Here is a 22,101-nt window from a genome sequence, read left to right as displayed (position 1 = left end):
CTGGCTTACCGCCTTCCTGCAGCGCGAAATACTGAGGGAAAGGAGTATTGCTCCTGTTCCCTCTCCCACCGGGAGAGGGTGAGGGCATCAGGCCGTACTACACCACCCATTCACCACCTTCAACACCATTCACCAGCAGCTTGCGTTTTTCCCCTGTCGGTAATGATACCTTCAGCGCTTTCCACGCCGGACGATAATCCCCGCGCGCATTCACCTTCAGATTGATGGTTGCCCCATCGCACACCATCTCCCACTCAACCCACAACGCGTTGCCTGTCTGATATCCCCAGCTTTCGCCATCATCTTCGAACAGCAAACCTGATGTCGTGCCGACACCTTTGACAGGGAACAGCTTCAGTTCACGCGCGTCATCTTTTTCCGCGCAGACATGGGTGATGCGTTCGCTGAGCGGCAACCCCGCCCCTGCGCGAACCAGAAGCGGGAGTTTTTCCAGCGGGGCGTCGAGGACAATCCACTGAGCACCCGAGAACCATTCGTGGGTGTAGAAATCGTACCAGCCGGTTTCGTTATCCGGTAACCAGACGCGGCGCTCACGTTGCCCGGCTTCAACCACGCTTGCGACCAAAACGTCGCGGCCCAGCAGGAAGTCGTCACACTCGTCGAAGGTCTGCGCATCATGTTCGTGATCGAGGAAGGTCGGGCGCAGCATTGGCTCATCGTCGGCATGTGCCTGCCAGAGCAGGGTGTAGAGGTAAGGTAGCAGACGATAGCGCAGTTCAATCGCGCTACGGATCGCAGGCGTAACGCCCGGATACATCCATGGCTCATTAACGGTGTGATCGTCATTCCAGGAGTGAATGGTGAAACGTGGGTGCATCACGCCGTTTTGTACCCAACGAACGAACAGCTCTGCATCCGGCTTATCACCGGAGAAACCGCCGACGTCATGACCGACGTTAAACAGCCCTGACAGGCTCATTCCCAGCCCCATGCGGGTGTTATAGCGCAACGTATCCCAGTTGGTGCGGTTGTCGCCGCTCCAGGTCTGGACATAGCGCTGCATCCCTGCGCAGCCGGAACGTGAAATCAGATACGGGCGTTTTTCTGGCGCAAAACGCTGCTGTGCTTCCAGCGAAGCACGCATCATCAACAGCGGCATCACCGGACGGATGTGCTTAATCGCAATCTCCTGGCCAAAGCCATGGCAGCGGGCTTCTCCGTCCCACACTTCAAATTCATTGTTATCGTTCCAGGTGGAGTCGATGCCCATCTCCAGTAACTGAGTGGTAACGCCTTCTTGCCACCACTGGATCGTCTGTGGGTTCGTAAAATCTAGGTTTGAACCTTCGTCATCCCAGAAGCTTGAACGTTCTGGGGCGTCGGTTTCGGAGTCACGAATGAACAACCCTTTTTCCGCCACTTCGTTATAGCGTGGGTGATCCTGCAACAAACAGGGTTTGATATTTGCCGCGAGTTTCAGCCCTGCGTCATGGAAGGCCTGGCTCATCACTTTCGGCTGCGGCACTTTGTCGTAGTTCCAGTTAAAGACGTAGCGTTTACCGTTGATGGAGGTATAGCCGGACGAGAGCTGGAACGAATCGCACGGGATCGCGTGTTCTTCGCACAGGCGAATAAAGTTCATCAGCTGGTTTTGCGCGTCCGGCGCATCGGTGTAGTGCATGGTCGAGCCGCTATAACCCAGGCTCCATTTGGGACCGAACAGGGTTTTACCGGTCAAACGCACAAAGGCTTTGGTGACATCCAGCACCCGTTTACCGGTAAACATGTAGTAATCAATGTCACCCGCTTCCGCTTGCCAGCGGCGATAAGCGGTGTGGTAGTTATCAATTTCGTTACCCAGATCCAGCCAGCAGCTGCTCAGGTTATCGTAGAACAGGCCATAGCTGACGTCATCGCGGCGCGCGATAGTGAACGGAATATGTTTGTACAAAGGGTCTGTGCTGACGGCGTTATACCCCATTGCATCCAGGTTACGCATCTCATAGCGTTTACCGTTGCGTTGTAAATCACCGGCCTTTTCGCCCAGGCCATAAAAACGTTCATCCTTGCGACGGCTCAGGTAGTGCGCCACGCCGTCGCCGTGGGCATTCAGCAAATAGGCACTCGTCGGGCGATCGTTGACCAACGGCTGCCACTCACCCGCGTCGCTGCGATAATGCCACTCCAGCCACAGTGGCTGGTGCACCGTCACGCGCAGTTGTTCTGTTGCAACGGTAAGCATGTCGTCCTGCTGAGTAAGCTGCCAGGCCGGGCAAGAAAATCCACTGAGATCCTGGCGATCGCGCCCTTCCCAGGGCACATCTTTCTCCGGGGCGATACTCCAGGTTTTGTCCAGAGCCAGTCCGCCTTTGCGCTTAATCAGCACACGAAACAGATTCTCTTCCAGCACATACAGACACAGATGATGTTGGTTATCGAGCAGCAGTTCCAGATGGTTCGCCGTCTGCTTATTGAGGGTCCAGCTTTTCAGGGTTTTCATATGCAATACATCCACTATCAGGCGCGCTTGGCGCGGCGTTCAGCAATAAATGCTACCAGGAAGAAAGCGCCAATCAGGTCGAAGAACCCCATGGCGATAAACAGCGGGTTAAAGCCGATTTTGTCGGCGGTCACCCCAATCAAAAGGGAGAAAAGGAAGCTCGCGATCCACGCAGCCGAGCCGCGCATACCATTGACGGTCGCCATCTGGCCTTTATCGAATGACTCCACGACCAGCGCGCTCAACATGCAGGAGATGATCTGATGCCCGAAGCCACCAATTGAGATCAGTACGATGGTGATATACGGATCACGCGTAATGGCGACGGCGGCCAGGGAGATCATCAAAAATGCGCCAGTGACGGAGCTCGCCACCACAGAGTTAACACGGGTGCAGCCAAACACGCGGGTGTACAGGCGTGTAAGGTATCCACTCACAACACTGCCCAGGTCGGCAGCAAGGAACGGCAACCAGGCGAACATAGCTATTTGCTTCAGATCCATGCCGTGTTCTTTGGCAAGGTACAACGGAACCCAGAAGCTCAGAACGGCCCAGGCTGGCTCCGCCATAAAGGCCGGGATGGCAATACCATAGAAGCGCTTATTCCTGGAGACGGTTTTCAGCGCGGTGAGGAAAGGCAGTTTCACGGCGGGCGGTTCATTATCCTGCTTGATAAACGCCAGCTCGTCTTTGCTCAGATTCGGATGCTGCTCAGGGTTATGGTAGAACGCCCACCACAGGATCACCCACAGCAACGCCAGCACGCCGGTAAACATAAACGCACCCTGCCAGCCAAAGGAGGCATGCGCGAAGTAGATGATCGGCGGGGCGAGCATTGCGCCAATTGAGAAGCCGACTCCCGCCCAGCCAGCGGCAATCGGGCGCTCTGATTTCGGGAACCATTCACCAATCGTTTTGGCGTTAGCCGGCGTCGCCGCCGCTTCTGATGCCCCCATAAAGAAGCGCAGGATAGCCAGATGCAGCCAGCTTCCGGCTCCTGCATGGAAAATACACATCAGTGCCCACAGACCGGCGCACACCATAAAACCAATTTTCAGCCCAATGACATCGATCAGCCAGCCGCACAGGGGCTGGAAAATGGTATAGGCAATCTGGAACGCGCCCACAATCCAGGAATACTGTTCGGTGGTGATGCCCATGCTCTCTTTCAGTTCCGGAGCAAGGATACCGAGAGAGTTACGGGTGATGTAGTTGACGGTTACGCCCAGCAAAAACAGTACCAGCACATACCAGCGCAGGTTCTTTATGACGCGGCGAGTTTTGCTCGTCGCCACAGTGTTGTTGATGTCCTGACTCATTTCGTTCTCCACAAGACGGACGGGTAGGGGATAAGGTTTAGGTGTCATACATATTTTTTAACTATTTGATAGTTATCTGTTTTGTTGTTTAAAGCTGATATACAACTAGTATGGAAGATGTGTGACAAGTTCACCTTAAGGGAGAAAAAGAACTGGCAATAGTGGATTTTGTGCAAACTTTCTCATAACTACCGTTAATCGTTTGGCATGATGCATTCCATGACCGATAGTGCCTGATATTTACGTCATGAAAATTTTTTCATTTAGCAAACGGAGCGAGATCACAAAATGGATAAAAGGCTAAAAATTGCCGAGATTGCCGCTCGCACAGCGCTTTCCATCAGCACGGTTTCGCGTGTACTGGCAGGAAAAGCCAATACCAGCGAAAAGGCGCGTAGCAAGGTGCTGGAATGTGCACGGCAACTGGGCGTTATGGAGGGGCTGGCTGCTGGTCGCTTGCTGCTCAACAGTCTGGTGGTCTTTGCTCCACAGCGCGCGTTTGATGAGCGGTCCGACATCTTTTACTACCGCGTGATCCAGAGTGTCAGTAAAGGTCTGGCCTCACATGAAGTACGGTTGCGCTATTGTGCGCTGGAAGAGAATGACAGTGACGCGCAGCTGTTTCTGGCACGAATGAACGAGCCAGATACCCAGGCCGCAATTCTGCTGGGGATAGACGATCCGCATATTCACGATCTGGCGGTAGATATCGGCAAACCCTGCATGTTGATTAACTGCCGGGACCGCCTCATGCGCCTTCCTGCAGTTGCGCCCGACCACCGCGCGATTGGCGAACGTGCTGCTGAATACCTGTTTGAAATGGGGCATCGTGAGGTAATGAATGTGCTCTGCCTGCGGCGCTACACCATGGAACTGCGTCTGTCGGGAATGCGTGACGCATGGCAGGCACATAACCTGAAGTTTACGGATAAACGTGATCTGCTGGTGATCCCGAGTTTCAGTGCCAAAGAGACAGAGCAACGGGTCAGTGAGTGGCTGAGTCAAAGCAAAAACGTGCCTACGGCCTTTCTGGTCGGAGGGGATTTTATGGCCGCAGGTACGATAAGCGCCCTGCAAAAAAAGGGGTTACGCGTGCCGCAGGATGTCTCAGTGATGAGCATTGACGGCTTTAACCTGGCGGCTATTCAGGATGTACCATTAACCGCCGTACATGTCCCGCGGGATGAGCTGGGTACGGAAGCGGTGCATATGCTCCAGCAACGGCTGATGCGCCCGGATGCAGCTGTCGGAACCCTGTTGCTGAACGGTTCACTGGCGGTGCGGGAGTCCGTCCGGCGGATACGTCAGGGAAAACGACGCACCGCCGTTGAGCGGGAAGGGTTATACGATGTTTAGGCCATACCCAGCGCGCGTTTGCCGTGGATGTTCAGATCGTCCAGGGTGAAGCGGTCCTGCCAGGTTTTTTCATAATCTTCACGCGGGAAATCCCCCGGCGAAGCCCCGGTTTCCAGTGCTGCTTTGACTTTCTTCGCGTAGGCGAGGTTTTTCTCACACATCGGTGCGGCAGGGATGTACATCACATTGCCCCAGCCTTGCTGGTTTTCGACAGGCGCAACAGAGTGGATCACATCGCAGTGCCACCAGACGGAATCACCGGCTTTCAGAGCAGGAATGCTGGTGAGTGCTTCGATAAGCAGTGGATGCCATTTTTCGGAAATGGGCAGCACGCGGCCAGGGGCAACACCGCACAGCTCATCTTCCGGTACATCGTCCAGCAATGGGCGCAGCAGAATATATGCCATCGCTTCCGGGATCGGAACCACATGCAGCAGACCTTGATCCGGGATCATATCGGAGAGCGCAGTCCAGCCCTGGAAGGTGCGGAACACGGAACATTTCGTGGTGTTATCCACGGTGTACTCTTCAACGTCGGTGCGATGCGCCGCATTCCACGGATCGTATTGATCCACATTGCCGTCAAAGACGCGGGCGAACACCTGCTGGTAAGCCGGAAGTAGCCAGCGTTCCAGCGCTCCGGAGTCGGTGTGTGCTCCCAGCCCTTTTGACGTGGTTCCTGGCGGGCGGCGGCGGATACGATCCGGGTAAATCACGCTGACATCCGGGTTAAACCACTGTTTACCGTTGCTCTCGAATGTCCATAAACGGTTCAGGAACGACTGGACCTGCGCCATCTCTTCACTCTGGCGTGCCTGCATTTGCGCCTGTGACCAGTAGATCGGGTAAATCTCCGGGCGTGAAGCGGTTAATGTGCCGAAGAAGTTATCGCCAGGCCCTTTGTAGACCGCATCAAACTGGTTGAGATCAAGATAGTCGAGCATGGCGTTATCCCACGCCAGCGCTTGCTCGCGCGGGAAATGACCTTTGATGACGGCACAGCCCCGGCGTTTAACGGCATCACGCTGTGCTGCGGTGATACTGCCGTTTTTGACATCTGCAAACGGGATCACCGGCCAAATGGATCCGCCTTTGCTTTTCAACGTATGTATTTCGGCCACGCGGGTCGCAATTTTGTCGCTGAGCGTATCGAAAACCGCCTGAACGTCACCGATCTGCACACGTAACTCACGTTTCATCTGACGGATCGCGGCTTTGTGGTCCGCTGGCAAAATCTCACTGGTAAACGTCATAACTGCCTCGCATCTTTCATTCGAAAGTAAAAATATCTACAAGTGATACTTTAAGTTAAAAAATGGTTAATGCAAGTTTAAAATCTTGACGTACAGCACAGGATGAAAAAAGAGTGTGTTGCCGGGGAATGACACCGGCAACGGGGGATCAGGCGTCGAACGGGGAAGCGGTATCGAGCACGGCCTGAATGACATTCAGTGCGCCCTGGTGGTTGTTATCGTCAGTGGCAAAATGGCTGATCGCTTTGATGTTTTCTGCGGCATTACCCATGGCAAATGAATACTTCACCAGCCTGAGCATTTCGGCATCGTTGCCGCTGTCACCGATGGCGACACACTCCTGTGGCGAGATTTTCCAGCGCTTCAGTAACCGGCTGATGCCATTGGCTTTGTGCAGGCCTGGGATAATCAAATCGACAAAGCCAAACCCGCTGGTGACAGGTTTCATAATGCCGTCCAGCGACACATGCAGCTTATCGATTAAACCAGGGATATCACTGTCTGGCAGATTCAGGGAGAACTTGAACAGCACATCGTCGATCTCACGGTAATCGCTGATGCGTTTTAAGCGGTGATAGTGCTTTGACATCAGTGCCACAAACTCTTCCGGCGCGGTATTGCTCACATAGGCGCTGTCCAGACCGCAGGCCACGAAGTTAAGCTGTTTATCCTTGAGCAGTTCACCAATCACAATTTGTGACTCATGACGAGTCAACTCGCCATGGAAAATCTGTTCCCCGTGTTCGAAAACCAGAGCGCCGTTTTCTGCCACAAAAGAGATCTGTTCTTTCAGTTCCGGGAAGAAGGAGATGAGCTGGTAATACTGGTTGCCGCTGGCGACAACAAATTCAATATTACGGGCTTTAAGTTGCTCGAATTGCGCCTGAAAGCGGATACGATCGTACTGCTTGGCATCATCAAGAAAAGTTCCGTCCATATCGGTGACGATAACTTTAATGGTCATACATTGCGCTCCTGAATATTACTGCGACCAGCAACATTCTAATAACAACGTGACCTGAACCACAAATTTATTTCATTCGAAAGTAAAAGCAAAACGGCAACCGACGTTGCCGTTTTAGTGTTTTTATCCTCTCCCGCCAGTTGAGTGCCGGGGTGAGGGGGACTCTGTTACAGCGTATGTTCTGTACGCGCAATAATATCGTCCTGCGCATCTGGTGACAGGGCAGTGAAGAACGCTGAGTAACCCGCTACGCGCACCACCAGATCGCGATACTGGTCCGGATGTTTCTTCGCTTCCAGCAGCGTTTCACGGGAGACAATGTTGTACTGAATATGCCAGCCTTTATGTACTTCAAAGAACGTACGCAGCAGTACCATCAGCTTCTGGCGGTCGCTGTCATTCTCCAGCGTTGACGGATTCAATTTCTGGTTTAACAGCACGCCGCCCAGAATGGCTTCCGTTGGTAATTTACCGACGGAGCCGATGACTGCAGTTGGGCCGAGATGGTCTGTACCCGATGCCGGGCTTGCCCCTTCAGCCAGCGGCGTGTGCGCTTTACGTCCGTCCGGTGTCGCCATGGTGGCTGCGCCAAACGGCACGTTAGCTGAAATTGAGGACGTACCGGCGTAGTAGTTCCCTCCAATTGGGCCACGGCCATAGCGCGGGTTGTGGTACTGCTTCAGCTCTTCGATATAGGTTGCATAGGCACGGGTGAGCAGTAAGTCCACACTGTCATCGTCGTTACCGTACTTCGGTGCACCGTTGATCAGACGTTGGCGCAACTGTTCGTGAGTCAGCCCTTCGTAATCATCGGCCAGTGCGGCAGCAAGCTGTTGCTGGCCGATCGCACCCTGTTCGAAGACCAGTTTCTTCACAGCAGCCAGGCTGTTACCGAGGTTAGCAATGCCGACCTGGAGACCTGAAACCCAGTCATACTTCGCGCCGCCTTGCTTAATGCTCTTCGCGCGTTCAATACAGTCGTCGACCAGGGCCGAGCAGAGAATATCGTGCACGTTCTCTTCCAGCATGGTATCCACCACGTACTCAATCTCGATGGATTTACGCGTGTAGTAACGGATCTGGGTATCCCAGGCCGCCATGACCTCGTCGAAATTATCGAAATTACCGGCAGAAAGAGCCTTTTCCTGAGGCAGGAAGACTTTTCCGCTGGTGGCATCGCGGCCGCCTTCCAGTGCGGCCAGCATCACGCGGGCGAAGTTAATAAAGCTCATGCCCGTACAGCGATAGCCCCACTTACCACCCACTGCGGTTTCGATACAGCCAATGGCGGCATAGTCGTAGGCATCTTCTCTCTCTATGCCGAGTTTGATGAATTCCGGGATCACGATTTCATCGTTGTTAAAGGCGGGCATACCAAAGCCACAGCGAATGACCTGCACGCAGGCATCGAGGAAATCGTTGCTCATGCCAGCATGGTAACGCACGCTCAGGTTTGGCTGTGTTGAGCGCAGGCGGCCGCAGGATTCCAGAATGGCGTAAGAGAGTGGATTCACCGCATCCATTGGCTCGCCATTGATCAGCGTTTGTCCGCCGATGGTGACGTTCTGGTACAGCGGGCTACCCGCAGAGGCTTTAGAGTGCGAGCCGGAGCGGATCTTGTTCACTTCCAGCAGCTTCAGCCAGCAGCTGTGCAGCAGCTCGATGGCGTGCTCGCGGTCAAGGCTCTGGTTCAGTTCCACGTCGCGGCGATAGTACGGATAGAGATACTGGTCCATACGGGCAAACGATACGGAGTGACCGTTGGATTCAATTTGCAGGATCAACTGGATGAAGTAGCACAGCTGTAGCGCCTGCCAGAAGGTTTTTGGTGGTTCGTGGGCAATCACATCGCAGTTTTCGGCCATTGCCAGCAGTTCATCGCGGCGGCTTTCACGGGTTTCGCTGGAGGCCATTTCGCGCGCCAGGCCAGCAAAACGTTTGATATGCAGGCTCACCGCTTCCAGCACAATATCGATCGCTTTCAGGAATTGATCGCCGTGCAGGTCTTCCAGGCAGGTCAGGTTGATGCGGGAACGACGCTCGTCCACCTTGCGGCGCATGCCATCAAGACCTTCCTCCAGTACCAGCGGGAAGTTAACGGCCAGGTGTGCATCGCCTGATGTCATGTTGCCTTCGGCTTTGATAATACCGGTTTCCAGCAGACCTTTTTGCTCATCAGTAAACATGCCGTAGCAGCGATCCTGTACGGTCTGACCACGCCACCAGGGGCAAATCTCATGTAAAACGCGTTTATTCTCTTCGCTTACCGCAAAGCCTGCACCAGGACGATCAGCCAGATCATCAATCTCTTTTTCTATCCAGGAGACGGTGTATTCCGGGAAGATGGGCGCGGCGCGCACTTCACTTGCCTGGTTACCGATAATCAACTCATCGTGTTTGATCCAGATGGTGCGTTGTGCCAGGTGATGCGCCAGGGCCAGTGCACGACGCACCGGGATAGGCTTGTCCATATGCTGTTGGTACATCTCGGTATAGTGCTGCGCGCGTTCGGTACAGACCGGCGGCTTAACGATATGCACCAGGGCGGTTTTGTGTGCCTTAATACGGTCGCTGAGCGTGTTGAGATTCAGAGTAGTCATCATATTTATCCTCGTAAGGTCGCGGTTAACCCTTTCTGGCAGGCATACTGCTGCGCAAAGTCCAGTAGCGCAGGGTTATCCAGCGGTTTATCAGGGGCAGAGTAAGGTTGGTCGAGCAGGGTGTATTTGTTCATGCCCAGCGTGTGATAGGGCAGAAAATGGATGTCGTGAACGTTCAGTTCATCGGCGGCAAAATCAGTAATAGCGGTAATGGATGCTTCATCAGCGTTAAAGCCCTGGATCAGCGGTACACGGATAGTAATCTGTTTTCCGGCGGCAGCCAGGCGTTTCAGGTTATCCAGAATCCGTTTTGCCGATCCGTCCGTCCACTGTTTGAAAACGTCACCCTCGACGTGTTTCAGGTCGGCCAGGAACAGATCGATATAGGGCAGGGATGGTTCGATATAGTGCCACGGCACGTGCAGGCAAGTTTCGACCGCCGTATGTATGCCCTGATCGTGGCTGGATTTAAACAGGGAAAGGGCGAGATCCGGGTTCATAAAGGGTTCGCCACCGGAGAGGGTGATCCCGCCGCCGCTTCGATCGTAAAATGGTTTATCGCGCAAAACGGTCGCCATAATCTCCGCGACCTGCTGCTCTTCGCCGCAAACGGTGAGTGCCTGCGTCGGGCAACATGAGGTGAGGGTGTCGAGCGTCTCTTCGCTCAGTTTTTCGCGGTGGATGACCAGCCCATTCAGCGTGCGATCGATAATGCCCGGCGCCGCCTGTTGGCACAGGTCGCACCCTTCAAGACACAGGCGAGCGTCAAACAGCACATCCCGCGTGCGGGAACGGCTTTCCGGGTTCTGACACCAGCGACAGCCCAGTGAGCAACCTTTCAGGAACACCACGGTACGAATTCCGGGGCCATCGTGGGTAGAATAACGCTGAATATTGAAGATCATTTTTTCGCCTCTCGTGTTGCATATGAAGATTAAATTACTTTCGAATGAAAGCTATCTTGATGTGGGTCAACTCTTGAGCGGGTTTTGCCGTGATAGGGTTAGTGCAGGCTAATTTTGAGGGTTACATCATGGAACTTTATCTCGACACATCCGACGTTGCGGCAGTTAAAAAGCTGGCGCGTGTTTTCCCGCTGGCGGGGGTAACAACCAACCCAAGCATTGTGGCAGCCGGGAAAAAACCGCTGGAGGTGTTACTGCCGGAATTGCATGACGCAATGGGTGGGAAAGGGCGACTGTTCGCTCAGGTGATGGCAACGACCGCTGAAGGTATGGTAGAAGATGCGCGCAAACTCCGCGCGATTATTCAAGACCTGGTGGTGAAAGTCCCTGTGACGGCAGAAGGTCTGGCGGCTATCAAAGTGCTGAAGGCCGAAGGGATCCCGACGTTGGGAACGGCTGTCTATGGTGCAGCCCAGGGCATGTTGTCTGCTCTGGCGGGAGCAGAGTACGTCGCACCTTACGTTAACCGTGTCGATGCCCAGGGCGGTGACGGGATCCAGACCGTTGCGGAATTACAGCAATTGCTGACGCTGCACGCGCCACAGTCAAAAGTGCTGACGCTGCACGCGCCACAGTCAAAAGTGCTGGCGGCGAGCTTTAAGACGCCGCGTCAGGCGCTGGATTGTATGCTGGCGGGATGTGAGTCGATTACATTGCCGCTGGATGTCGCACAGCAGTTTATCACTTCACCAGCGGTTGATGCCGCTGTCGCGAAGTTTGAACAGGACTGGCAGAGCGCGTTTGGGCGAACGTCGATTTAATTGATGCGGCCTGATGCCCACACTCCCTCACAGGGAGAGAGGGCAAACACGAAAACGGCAACCCGAGGGTTGCCGTTTGTTTTAGCCCCCACACACCTCACACCCAGGGTTTCGCATCAGTTTCATCTCACGAAACTGGCAGGTCATCGCGTCATACATCACGATTTTCCCCGCAGCCGGTGTGCCGTAATGGGCTAACACTTTGATGGCTTCCATGGCCTGCAACGACCCTATCACCCCGACCAGCGGCGCCATCACCCCCGCTTCCACACAGGTCAGCGCATTTTCACCAAACAGACGGCTTAAACAGCGATAGCAGGGCTCATTCTCGGCGTAGGTAAATACGCTGATTTGCCCTTCCATGCGGATAGCCGCGCCGGAAACCAGCGGAATTTTATGGGCAAAACAGCCTGCATTCAGCTGATTGCGAATGGCGACGTTATCGGTGCAGTCCAGCACCAGATCGTGCCGGGCAATTTGCGCGAACAGCGCGTCGTCATCCAGCATGGTATCAATGAGCGTGAACTGAACGTGAGGATTAATACGTGCCAGAGCCTGGCGCGCAGAGTCGACTTTCGGTTCGCCAACGGTCGCGTCGCTGTGTAGCGTCTGACGTTGCAGATTGGAGACCGACACCGTATCGAAATCCAGCAACGTCATACGGCCTGTGCCCGCAGCAGCCAGATACTGTGCGGCTGCGCAGCCCAGCCCCCCCAGTCCGACAACCAGGACGTTAGCGGCCTTGAGGGCTTCCTGACCGTCAAAATCGAAACCGCGCAGCACAATCTGGCGGTTATATCGCAGCATCTCCTGATCGCTCAGTTCTACCGCCATGATTAGCCTCCGAACAGGTGGTTGAAGGTTTCCACCTCTACCCATTCACCGACATCCACATTGCCGCGCTCACGCTCAAGCACGATAAAGCAGTTCCCCTGGCTGAACGAACTGAAAATATGCGAACCCTGATGACCCGTAGTGCTGACTTCCAGCTCTCCATCGGCGTTGCGCGCCAGTATACCGCGCTGGAAATCGAGACGCCCCGGCGATTTCTTCAGCCGTGTTGCCGTTCGCACGCGCAGGCGTTCCGGAAGCGGGCTGGCGGTGTTACCAGAAAGTTTTGCCAGCAGCGGCTGCACCAGTTGATAGAAGGTCAGCGCCGCTGAAACCGGGTTACCCGGCAGGCCGCAGAACCAGCTGTGTTTCAGTTTGCCAAATGCGAAAGGTTTGCCCGGTTTGATGGCCAGTTTCCAGAAGCCGATTTCGCCCAGCTCGTCGAGAATGGTTTTGGTGTAATCCGCTTCGCCTACGGAGACGCCACCTGAACTGATCACCACGTCAGCGGAGGCATCCGCTTCAATAAAGGCCGCACGCAGTTTCTCCGGGTCATCCGGAATGATCCCGAGGTTAACCACTTCACAGCCCAGTTGCTCCAGCATCAGATGGACCGCCAGACGGTTGGTGTCATAAATCTGACCGTCATGCAGTGGCTGCCCTGGCAACTGTAATTCATCTCCGGTTGAGAAAAGCGCCACGCGAACTTTACGGATAACGTCAATATCGGCTATACCGAGCGATGCCAGCACGGGCAGTTCGGCGACCGTCAGTTTTTGTCCGGCCGTGAATACGGTTGCACCGCGCGTAATATCTTCACCCGCCCGGCGGATGTTCTGGCCGGCTTTAACACTGGCAGTAAAGCGGACACCGCCTTCGGTTTGTTCGGTTTCTTCCTGCATCACCACGGCATCACAACCCGCGGGAACCGGCGCACCGGTCATAATCCGCACGCAACTGCCTGCTGGCCATTCACCGCTAAACGGCTGACCGGCGAACGCTTTACCGGCGACAGGCAACGCGGCTCCCGTCTGGATATCCGCCAGGCGTACCGCGTAACCGTCCATTGCGGAGTTATCGAATCCTGGCACGTTGAGTGGGGAGACGATATCGCGCGCAACAATACGACCAAAACAGCGCGCTAACGGCAGTGTCTCCTGATCGTGCAACGGGGTGATGCGATCGAGCATCTGCGTGAGTGCCGTCTCAAGCGACATCAGTCCGGCGGTAAAATCCATGGGTGGCTCCTGCGGGATAACAACGAAAGCGCCCATTATGGCAGAAAAGTGCCACTAACTGTATGACCCCATGGGCTTAGCCTTTACATCGCAGTTGCGTCTTTCTATATTCAAAAATCATCTGAAGTTTCATCGACGATAATGATATTTATAGAAAAAGCAGCAAGTCAGGCTGATGGGTGATGTGAAATGGTCAATGCGGTAATCGCAATTCATGGCGGGGCCGGGGCAATCACCCGTGCGCAGCTCAGTCCGGAGCAGGAAAAGCGTTATATTGACGCGCTTTATACCATTGTGGAGACCGGCCAGCGCATGCTGGAAGCTGGCGAGAGCGCGCTGGATGTTGTTACCGAGGCGGTACGTCTGCTGGAAGAGTGCCCGCTTTTTAATGCCGGTATCGGTTCCGTGTTTACCCGCGATGAAACACACGAACTGGATGCATGCGTGATGGACGGAGCAAGCCTGAAGGCGGGAGCTGTCGCCGGAGTGAGTCATCTGCGTAATCCCGTTCTTGCTGCGCGACAGGTCATGGAACACAGTCCCCATGTCCTGCTGACAGGTGCAGGTGCAGAGCAATTCGCTTTTGAACAAGGAATGGAATCGGTATCGCCGGAGACATTTTCCACGCCTGAACGTTATCAGCAGTTGCTGGAGGCGCGTTCAGCCGGCGTGACTCGCCTGGATCACGCCGCTCCGCTGGATGAACGCAGCAAAATGGGCACGGTCGGTGCAGTTGCCCTCGATAAAGCGGGCAACCTGGCGGCGGCAACCTCGACGGGCGGAATGACCAATAAATTGCCGGGACGGGTTGGCGATAGCCCACTACCCGGAGCGGGATGCTACGCCAACAATGCGACGGCGGCTGTCTCCTGTACCGGAACGGGCGAAGTGTTTATTCGGGCTCTCGCCGCTTATGACATTACCGCGCTGATGGATTACGGCGGGTTAAGCCTTGCCGAGGCCTGTGAGCGTGTGGTGATGGAAAAATTGCCCGCTCTGGGGGGGCGCGGGGGATTAATTGCCGTCGATCACGAAGGAAACGTGGCGTTGCCCTTTAACAGCGAAGGAATGTACCGCGCCTGGGGGTATGCCGGGGATGAACCCAGCACAGGAATTTATCGTGAATAAGGGGGTACAACGTGCCGCACAGTGAGGAACTGGACAGCCGGGAAGTTCTGGCGGTTCATCAGCTGAATATTGCGTTTCAGGAAGAGCGGCAGTTCATCCCCGCAGTAAAAAATCTGTCGTTTTCGCTTAACCGTGGAGAGACGCTGGCGATTGTGGGGGAATCTGGTTCTGGGAAATCGGTCACGGCGCTGTCGTTAATGCGTCTGATTGAGCAGGCGGGTGGTAAGGTCAGCTGCGACAGCATGCTGCTGCGTCGACGTAACCAGCAGGTGATTGATTTATCTGAGCTTAGCTCGTCGCAAATGCAGGGCGTGCGTGGCGCGGACATCGCAATGATTTTCCAGGAGCCGATGACCTCGTTAAATCCGGTTTTTCCGGTGGGCGAGCAGATTGCCGAGTCCATCCGTTTACACCAGGGATTGAACGGTGATGAAGCACTGCTTGAAGCAAAACGCATGCTTGAACGCGTACGTATTCCCGAAGCGCAGGCCATGCTGTCACGATACCCGCACCAGCTTTCCGGCGGTATGCGCCAGAGAGTCATGATTGCGATGGCGTTATCGTGCCGCCCTGCGGTGCTTATCGCCGACGAACCGACGACCGCACTGGATGTCACGATTCAGGCTCAGATCCTGCAACTGATCAAAGTACTCCAGCAGGAAATGGACATGGGGGTGATCTTTATCACCCATGACATGGGCGTGGTAGCGGACATTGCGGACAGCGTGCTGGTGATGTATCAGGGCGAAGCGGTAGAAATGGGCAGCGTAGAGCAAATCTTTCATGCGCCAGTTCACCCTTATACTCAGGCGCTACTCGCCGCTGTGCCGCGCCTGGGCGAGATGAAAGGGAGCGATCTTCCGCGACGTTTTCCGTTGGTTTGCCAGGCTTCCCCTGAACGCCAGTACGCAGAACAAGATACCGTCGTTGCGGGTGAACCGATCCTTCAGGTCCGCGGTCTGGTGACCCGTTTTCCCCTGCGCAGTGGGCTCTTTAATCGTGTGAAGCGCGAAGTCCATGCGGTTGAGAATGTCAGTTTTGATTTATGGCCTGGTGAAACGCTGGCGCTGGTGGGGGAATCGGGTTGCGGTAAATCCACCACCGGGCGAGCCTTGCTCAGGCTGGTGGGATCCCAGGAGGGGAGTATTACCTTCAATGGCGAGCGTATCGATACCCTTGCACCCGGCAAGTTGCAGCCGTTACGACGAGATATTCAGTTTATTTTTCAGGATCCGTATGCCTCCCTCGATCCTCGTCAAACGGTAGGGTATTCGATCATGGAACCGTTGCGGGTTCATAACCTGCTCCACGGTGACGCGGCTCAGCGGCGTGTAGCGTGGTTGCTGGAGCGTGTAGGGTTACTGCCTGAACATGCCTGGCGTTATCCGCACGAGTTTTCTGGTGGTCAGCGTCAGCGTATCTGCATTGCCCGGGCGCTGGCGCTGAATCCGAAAGTGGTGATCGCCGATGAATCTGTCTCGGCGCTGGATGTCTCCATCCGGGCACAGATTATCAACTTACTGCTCGATTTACAGCGGGATATGGGTATCGCCTTCTTGTTTATCTCCCACGATATGGCGGTGGTGGAGCGCATCAGTCATCGCGTGGCGGTGATGCTGATGGGTCAGATTGTTGAGATTGGCCCCCGCAGAGCGGTGTTTGAAAACCCGCAACATCCGTACACGCGCAAGCTGATGGCGGCAGTGCCGGTTGCTGATCCTTCACATCGCCACGGGCAGCGTGTGTTACTGCAAGATGAGATGCCAGGCAATATTCGTAAACGGGGTGAGTCGATGGAGCGTGTCACGCTTCGTGAAGTTGGCCCCGGTCATTTCGTTGCACCGCCGCGTCAGGACAATGCATTCTCGCGGTTATAACTTACAACAGGCAGGAGAACACAATGGTTAAATTTGTTGCTCGTACATGGCTGTTAGCCGCGAGCGTGACGGCAGCCCTGACCGCAGCACCCGCGTTCGCTGCCAAAGATGTGGTGGTTGCCGTGGGGTCCAACTTCACGACACTGGACCCCTACGATGCCAATGACACTCTGTCGCAGGCTGTGGCTAAATCTTTCTATCAGGGTTTATTCGGGCTCGACAAAGAGATGAAGCTGAAGAATGTCCTCGCGGAGAGCTACACGATATCGGACGACGGGCGTGTGTATACCATCAAACTCAGAACCGGTGTGAAGTTCCAGGACGGGACGGATTTCAATGCCGAAGCGGTAAAAGTTAACCTTGATCGCGCCAGTAACCCGGAAAACAGCCTCAAGCGCTATAACCTGTACAAAACCATTGCCAGTACCGAGGTGGTTGACCCGTCGACGGTGAAAATTACCCTGAAAGAGCCGTTCTCAGCGTTCATTAATATCCTGGCGCATCCGGCAACGGCGATGATCTCGCCTGCTGCACTCAAAAAATATGGCAAAGAGATTGGTTTTCACCCGGTGGGAACAGGGCCATATGAACTATTGACCTGGAATCAGACCGATTTTGTGAAGGTGCAGAAATTCGCCGGGTACTGGCAGAAGGGGTTGCCAAAGCTGGACACGATTACATGGCGTCCGGTCGTGGATAACAATACCCGTGCCGCGATGCTGCAAACGGGTGAAGCGCAGTTTGCGTTCCCGATCCCGTATGAGCAAGCCGCGATTCTGGAGAAAAACAGCAAGCTTGAGCTGGTGGCCAGCCCGTCGATCATGCAGCGCTATATCAGCATGAATGTCACGCAAAAGCCGTTTGATAACCCAAAAGTGCGTGAGGCGATAAACTACGCCATCAACCGCCAGGCGTTAGTGAAAGTGGCGTTTGCCGGTTACGCAACGCCAGCCACGGGCGTATTGCCGCCAGCCATTGCTTATGCGCAAAGCTATCAGCCGTGGCCGTACGATCCCGCTAAAGCGAGAGCATTGTTAAAAGAGGCCGGTTTCCCGAACGGTTTCAGCACCACACTCTGGTCGTCGCATAATCATAGCACTGCGCAAAAGGTGCTGCAGTTCACCCAGCAGCAGCTGGCGCAGGTAGGAATTAAAGCACAGGTGACGGCGATGGATGCCGGACAACGTGCGGCTGAGGTGGAAGGCAAAGGACAGAAAGAGAGCGGTGTGAGAATGTTCTACACCGGCTGGTCGGCTTCAACCGGTGAAGCCGACTGGGCGTTGTCGCCGCTGTTTGCCTCCCAGAACTGGCCGCCGACGTTGTTTAACACCGCGTTTTACAGTAATCCGCAGGTAGATAAAGACCTTGCCGATGCCCTGAAAACCACAAAACCTGAAGAGAAAGCGCGCCTCTATAAAGACGCGCAGGATATCATCTGGAAAGAGTCGCCGTGGGTTCCGCTGGTGGTGGAAAAACTGGTATCAGCCCATAACAAGGCGCTGACCGGGTTCTACATCATGCCGGATACGGGCTTTAGTTTTGATGACGCTGATTTGAAATAAGAAAACTCACTCCCGCAGGCGGCGGTCTGCGGGATGAGAGGGAAAGGCATGCTGAATTATGTTTTTAAACGCCTGCTGGGGCTAATTCCTACGCTGCTCATTGTGGCGGTGCTGGTGTTTTTGTTTGTCCATTTGCTGCCGGGCGATCCGGCCAGATTAATCGCAGGGCCAGAAGCTGATGCGTCAGTGATTGAGCTGGTCCGTAAACAGCTGGGTCTTGATCAGCCACTTTATAAGCAGTTCTTGCATTATATCGGGAACGTTTTGCAGGGGGATTTTGGAACCTCGATGGTGTCGCGTCGTCCGGTCTCCGAAGAAATTGCCAGCCGCTTTATGCCGACGTTTTGGTTAACGATTGCCAGCATGAGCTGGGCGGTGCTGTTTGGCCTTGCCGCCGGGATTGTCGCGGCCGTCTGGCGAAATCGCTGGCCGGATAAGCTGGGTATGGCGCTTGCTGTGACGGGGATTTCGTTTCCGGCGTTTGCATTGGGAATGTTGCTGATGCAGATCTTCTCCGTTGAGTTGGGCTGGCTGCCTACGGTCGGGGCTGATACCTGGAAGCACTATATTCTGCCCTCATTGACCCTGGGGGCGGCCGTGGCTGCGGTGATGGCGCGCTTTACCCGCGCGTCGTTTGTTGACGTTCTGAGTGAGGATTATATCCGCACAGCCCGGGCAAAAGGGGTCAGCGAAAAATGGGTCGTGCTTAAACATGGTTTTCGTAATGCCATGATCCCGATGGTGACAATGATGGGGCTGCAGTTTGGCTTTCTGTTGGGCGGCTCGATTGTGGTGGAAAAAGTGTTTAACTGGCCAGGTCTGGGGCGTCTGCTGGTGGATTCGGTCGACATGCGTGACTATCCGGTCATTCAGGCTGAAGTCCTGCTTTTCTCTCTGGAGTTTATTCTTATTAACTTAGTGGTGGACGTGCTCTATGCCGCCATTAACCCGGCTATCAGGTATAAGTAAGATGCGATTGTTGAACTGGCGTCGTCAGGCCATTTTAAACGCTATGCCGGGGCTAAAGCCGGACCATATACGAACCCCGTGGTTTGAATTCTGGCGACGGTTCCGCCGCCAGCCCGTCGCGATGACAGCGGCGCTGTTTGTGTTGCTGTTGATCCTGGTGGCGATCCTGGCCCCGTGGATCGCCCCATTTGATGCGGAAAACTACTTTGACTATGACCGCCTGAACGACGGGCCTTCAATGCTGCACTGGTTTGGCGTGGACTCCCTCGGGCGCGATATTTTTAGCCGTGTGCTGGTGGGGGCGCGGATATCGCTGGCGGCAGGGGTCTTTGCCGTATTGATTGGCGCGGCGATAGGGACGGTACTCGGTCTGCTGGCAGGGTATTACGAAGGCTGGTGGGACAGGCTCATTATGCGGATCTGCGATGTACTCTTCGCGTTTCCCGGCATTTTGCTGGCGATTGCGGTCGTCGCCATTATGGGGAGTGGCATGGCGAATGTGATCATCGCTGTAGCGGTCTTCTCTATTCCCGCCTTTGCCCGTCTGGTGCGCGGAAATACGCTGGTGCTCAAACAACAGACCTTTATTGAATCGGCCCGCAGTATGGGAGCAAATGACGCAACGATCCTGTTCAGCCATATATTGCCGGGCACAGTTTCGTCCATCGTGGTCTATTTCACGATGCGTATTGGGGTGTCGATTATCTCTGCGGCAAGTCTGTCGTTTCTGGGATTAGGTGCGCAACCGCCGACGCCGGAGTGGGGGGCGATGCTCAACGAGGCAAGGGCAGATATGGTGATAGCCCCGCATGTGGCGTTATTTCCGAGTCTGGCCATTTTCCTGACCGTGCTGGCATTTAACCTGCTTGGCGATGGGCTTCGCGATGCGCTTGATCCGAGGATTAAGGGATAAAAGAGGTCACTGGAATTCCCTCTCCCCTTGGGGGAGAGGGTTAGGGTGAAGGGGAATTAAACCCGGCTACCCCACAGGTCATACTCGTCAGCGTTTTCAACTTTCACGCGCACGATATCACCCGGTTTTACGTTCGTTTCACCGTTCAAGTACACCGCGCCATCGATTTCCGGGGCATCCGCCATACTGCGGCCAATTGCGCCTTCTTCGTCCACTTCGTCGATGATCACCAGGATCTCGCGGCCCACTTTTTCCTGTAAACGCTCCGCAGAGATCTGCTGTTGTAGCTGCATAAAGCGATTCCAGCGCTCTTCTTTGACCTCTTCCGGAACCTGGTCTGCCAGTTCGTTTGCTGTTGCACCGTCTACCGGGCTGTACTTGAAGCAGCCGACGCGATCCAGACGCGCTTCAGTCAGGAAGTCGAGCAGCATCTGGAAGTCTTCTTCGGTTTCACCAGGGAAGCCGACAATAAAGGTGGAACGCAGAGTCAGTTCCGGGCAGATCTCACGCCACTGTTTGATGCGTGCCAGCTGGCGGTCAACGGAGCCTGGGCGTTTCATCAGTTTCAGAATACGCGGGCTGGCGTGCTGCAGCGGGATATCCAGATAGGGCAGGATTTTGCCTTCCGCCATCAACGGAATGACATCATCAACGTGCGGATAGGGATACACATAGTGCAGACGCGTCCAGATCCCCAGTTTCGCGAGTTGCTCACACAGACCGACCATGCTGGTTTTCACTGGTTCGCCATTATGGAAACCAGAGCGATGTTTCACATCCACGCCGTAGGCAGACGTATCCTGAGAAATGACCAGCAGCTCTTTCACGCCAGCATCAGCCAGACGTTTCGCTTCCGCCAGAACTTCGCCAACAGGACGGCTAACGAGATCGCCGCGCATGGACGGGATGATGCAGAAGGTGCAGCGATGGTTGCAGCCTTCAGATATTTTTAAATACGCATAGTGGCGTGGCGTCAGTTTTACACCCTGTTCAGGCACTAAGCTCAGGAACGGATTGTGCTTTGGTTTTGGCACATAGTGGTGTACGTGTTCCAGCACCTGCTCGTAACTGTGGGGGCCGGTAATTTCCAGTACCTTCGGGTGAACTTCACGAATTTGATCGACTTTCGCACCCAGACAGCCTGTGACGATCACCTTGCCGTTCTCCGCCAGCGCTTCACCGATAGCTTCCAGGGACTCCTGTACCGCGCTGTCGATAAAACCGCAGGTGTTGACGATCACCATGTCGGCGTTGTCGTAGCTTGGGACCACGTCATAACCTTCAGTGCGAAGTTCGGTCAGGATGCGTTCAGAATCCACCAGGTTTTTCGGGCAGCCCAGGGAGACAAAGCCGATTTTCGGCTGGTGCGTAACATTGCTCATAGGTTAAAAATTGTTCGATTTTTGGAATGGTCAGGGCGTGGATTCTACAGAGGTTGGGAGGAAATTTGTACTGAAGAATTGCAGGCTGTAGGGGATTTCGGTGTCAGTATCCGGGTTACCCCCTGAAACTGGAGATGGACAACGACCCCGAACTGGTCTTGCTTACGCTGGTACTGCGGGCAGAAGGACACGGAGTGATGCGGGAATTTATCAAACCGGGAAAGCCAAAGCAGAGTACCTTTATCGAACGATTTAACCGGGCGTACCGGACAGAAATTCTGGATTTTTATCTGTTCAGAAGCCTGAATGAAGCGTGGGAAATTACAGAGCGCTGGTTGACGGAATTCAACAGTCAGCAGTCCTATGAATCCCTGAATACGTTGACATTGGAAGATAGCTGAAAAACCGGAAATCTCAAAAAGTGAGTGAAATTAAAACTGATGTTTGAATCGCCACAGATAATCTAGACACTTCCGAGCCGCTGATAATATTGTTTTTCGTATTCAGTTGGTGGCATATGAT

The 22,101-nt window shown here is 54.6% G+C and carries 16 protein-coding genes and 1 pseudogene; 8 read left to right on the top strand and 9 right to left on the bottom strand.

The features are described 5' to 3' along the window. Positions 1–97: 97 nt before the first annotated feature. Both GF617_RS12375 and GF617_RS12370 read right to left on the bottom strand, forming a co-directional pair. Positions 98–2,461: a TIM-barrel domain-containing protein gene (locus GF617_RS12375; protein ID WP_203451772.1), complete on the bottom strand. Its 2,364-nt coding sequence runs from the start codon at positions 2,459–2,461 to the stop codon at positions 98–100. A 17-nt stretch (positions 2,462–2,478) separates the two neighbouring features. Continuing rightward, positions 2,479–3,780: an MFS transporter gene (locus tag GF617_RS12370; RefSeq protein WP_203451771.1), complete on the bottom strand. Its 1,302-nt coding sequence runs from the start codon at positions 3,778–3,780 to the stop codon at positions 2,479–2,481. 288 nt (positions 3,781–4,068) lie between these two features. Here GF617_RS12370 and GF617_RS12365 point away from each other — a divergent pair, with 288 nt between their 5' ends. Next, a complete protein-coding gene (locus tag GF617_RS12365) occupies positions 4,069–5,136 on the top strand; it encodes a LacI family DNA-binding transcriptional regulator (RefSeq protein ID WP_181622788.1) in 1,068 nt (355 codons plus the stop codon). Here the strand turns inward: GF617_RS12365 and GF617_RS12360 are convergent. The 4 genes from GF617_RS12360 to GF617_RS12345 form a co-directional block, all read right to left on the bottom strand. Continuing rightward, positions 5,133–6,389, bottom strand: coding sequence for a DUF1479 domain-containing protein (locus tag GF617_RS12360; protein ID WP_203451770.1), 1,257 nt, complete (start codon positions 6,387–6,389; stop codon positions 5,133–5,135). The genes GF617_RS12365 and GF617_RS12360 overlap by 4 nt on opposite strands. A 148-nt stretch (positions 6,390–6,537) precedes the next feature. Then, a complete protein-coding gene (locus GF617_RS12355; protein ID WP_203451769.1) occupies positions 6,538–7,353 on the bottom strand; it encodes a Cof-type HAD-IIB family hydrolase in 816 nt (271 codons plus the stop codon). Between the two features lie 167 nt (positions 7,354–7,520). Continuing rightward, positions 7,521–9,953: a formate C-acetyltransferase/glycerol dehydratase family glycyl radical enzyme gene (locus GF617_RS12350; protein ID WP_203451808.1), complete on the bottom strand. Its 2,433-nt coding sequence runs from the start codon at positions 9,951–9,953 to the stop codon at positions 7,521–7,523. A gap of 5 nt (positions 9,954–9,958) precedes the next feature. Further along, positions 9,959–10,858 (bottom strand): glycyl-radical enzyme activating protein, encoded by a 900-nt coding sequence (locus GF617_RS12345; protein ID WP_203451768.1) that lies wholly within the window; start codon positions 10,856–10,858, stop codon positions 9,959–9,961. Between the two features lie 128 nt (positions 10,859–10,986). On the opposite strand from GF617_RS12345, the gene fsa reads away from it, so the two are divergent. Then, positions 10,987–11,679, top strand: coding sequence for a fructose-6-phosphate aldolase (gene fsa / locus GF617_RS12340; RefSeq protein WP_203451767.1), 693 nt, complete (start codon positions 10,987–10,989; stop codon positions 11,677–11,679). An 81-nt stretch (positions 11,680–11,760) separates the two neighbouring features. Here the strand turns inward: fsa and moeB are convergent, their stop codons facing one another. Next, on the bottom strand, positions 11,761–12,513 hold the full coding sequence (gene moeB / locus GF617_RS12335) for a molybdopterin-synthase adenylyltransferase MoeB (protein WP_203451766.1): 753 nt from the start codon (positions 12,511–12,513) through the stop codon (positions 11,761–11,763). A gap of 2 nt (positions 12,514–12,515) precedes the next feature. Continuing rightward, positions 12,516–13,748, bottom strand: coding sequence for a molybdopterin molybdotransferase MoeA (moeA, locus tag GF617_RS12330; RefSeq protein WP_203451765.1), 1,233 nt, complete (start codon positions 13,746–13,748; stop codon positions 12,516–12,518). Between the two features lie 189 nt (positions 13,749–13,937). Between moeA and iaaA the strand changes: the two genes are divergently transcribed. From iaaA to gsiD, 5 genes are read left to right on the top strand one after another with little or no spacing between them, the layout of a single operon-like run. Beyond that, positions 13,938–14,876 (top strand): beta-aspartyl-peptidase, encoded by a 939-nt coding sequence (gene iaaA, locus GF617_RS12325; protein WP_203451764.1) that lies wholly within the window; start codon positions 13,938–13,940, stop codon positions 14,874–14,876. Positions 14,877–14,887: 11 nt separating this feature from the next. Continuing rightward, positions 14,888–16,753: a glutathione ABC transporter ATP-binding protein GsiA gene (gsiA, locus tag GF617_RS12320; protein WP_181622796.1), complete on the top strand. Its 1,866-nt coding sequence runs from the start codon at positions 14,888–14,890 to the stop codon at positions 16,751–16,753. A gap of 23 nt (positions 16,754–16,776) precedes the next feature. Then, positions 16,777–18,315 carry a glutathione ABC transporter substrate-binding protein GsiB gene (gene gsiB / locus GF617_RS12315; RefSeq protein WP_203451763.1) on the top strand — a complete coding sequence of 513 codons (1,539 nt, stop codon included), beginning with the start codon at positions 16,777–16,779 and terminating at the stop codon, positions 18,313–18,315. Positions 18,316–18,363: 48 nt separating this feature from the next. After that, entirely contained in the window at positions 18,364–19,284 is a 921-nt protein-coding gene (gene gsiC, locus GF617_RS12310; RefSeq protein WP_203451762.1) for a glutathione ABC transporter permease GsiC, read from the top strand. 1 nt (position 19,285) lies between these two features. Further along, positions 19,286–20,197, top strand: a complete 912-nt coding sequence (gene gsiD, locus GF617_RS12305; protein ID WP_181622799.1) for a glutathione ABC transporter permease GsiD — start codon at positions 19,286–19,288, stop codon at positions 20,195–20,197. Positions 20,198–20,253: 56 nt separating this feature from the next. Here the strand turns inward: gsiD and rimO are convergent, their stop codons facing one another. After that, positions 20,254–21,579 carry a 30S ribosomal protein S12 methylthiotransferase RimO gene (rimO, locus tag GF617_RS12300; protein WP_203451761.1) on the bottom strand — a complete coding sequence of 442 codons (1,326 nt, stop codon included), beginning with the start codon at positions 21,577–21,579 and terminating at the stop codon, positions 20,254–20,256. Between the two features lie 113 nt (positions 21,580–21,692). Between rimO and GF617_RS12295 the strand changes: the two are divergent. After that, a pseudogene (locus tag GF617_RS12295) lies at positions 21,693–22,008 on the top strand (transposase); the annotation flags it as partial. Between the last annotated feature and the right edge of the window lie 93 nt (positions 22,009–22,101).

The organism is Lelliottia sp. RWM.1 (genome assembly GCF_016859735.1).
Classification (GTDB): Bacteria; Pseudomonadota; Gammaproteobacteria; order Enterobacterales; family Enterobacteriaceae; genus Enterobacter.
This window is presented reverse-complemented; position numbering and strand designations above follow the sequence as displayed.

Bases quoted from the DNA above. Each gene is read 5' to 3' on its own strand.
- GF617_RS12375 (WP_203451772.1), bottom strand. From the start codon at position 2,461: ATGAAAACCCTGAAAAGCTGGACCCTCAATAAGCAGACGGCGAACCAT.
- GF617_RS12370 (WP_203451771.1), bottom strand. From the start codon at position 3,780: ATGAGTCAGGACATCAACAACACTGTGGCGACGAGCAAAACTCGCCGC.
- GF617_RS12365 (WP_181622788.1), top strand. From the start codon at position 4,069: ATGGATAAAAGGCTAAAAATTGCCGAGATTGCCGCTCGCACAGCGCTT.
- GF617_RS12360 (WP_203451770.1), bottom strand. From the start codon at position 6,389: ATGACGTTTACCAGTGAGATTTTGCCAGCGGACCACAAAGCCGCGATC.
- GF617_RS12355 (WP_203451769.1), bottom strand. From the start codon at position 7,353: ATGACCATTAAAGTTATCGTCACCGATATGGACGGAACTTTTCTTGAT.
- GF617_RS12350 (WP_203451808.1), bottom strand. From the start codon at position 9,953: ATGACTACTCTGAATCTCAACACGCTCAGCGACCGTATTAAGGCACAC.
- GF617_RS12345 (WP_203451768.1), bottom strand. From the start codon at position 10,858: ATGATCTTCAATATTCAGCGTTATTCTACCCACGATGGCCCCGGAATT.
- fsa (WP_203451767.1), top strand. From the start codon at position 10,987: ATGGAACTTTATCTCGACACATCCGACGTTGCGGCAGTTAAAAAGCTG.
- moeB (WP_203451766.1), bottom strand. From the start codon at position 12,513: ATGGCGGTAGAACTGAGCGATCAGGAGATGCTGCGATATAACCGCCAG.
- moeA (WP_203451765.1), bottom strand. From the start codon at position 13,748: ATGGATTTTACCGCCGGACTGATGTCGCTTGAGACGGCACTCACGCAG.
- iaaA (WP_203451764.1), top strand. From the start codon at position 13,938: ATGGTCAATGCGGTAATCGCAATTCATGGCGGGGCCGGGGCAATCACC.
- gsiB (WP_203451763.1), top strand. From the start codon at position 16,777: ATGGTTAAATTTGTTGCTCGTACATGGCTGTTAGCCGCGAGCGTGACG.
- gsiC (WP_203451762.1), top strand. From the start codon at position 18,364: ATGCTGAATTATGTTTTTAAACGCCTGCTGGGGCTAATTCCTACGCTG.
- gsiD (WP_181622799.1), top strand. From the start codon at position 19,286: ATGCGATTGTTGAACTGGCGTCGTCAGGCCATTTTAAACGCTATGCCG.
- rimO (WP_203451761.1), bottom strand. From the start codon at position 21,579: ATGAGCAATGTTACGCACCAGCCGAAAATCGGCTTTGTCTCCCTGGGC.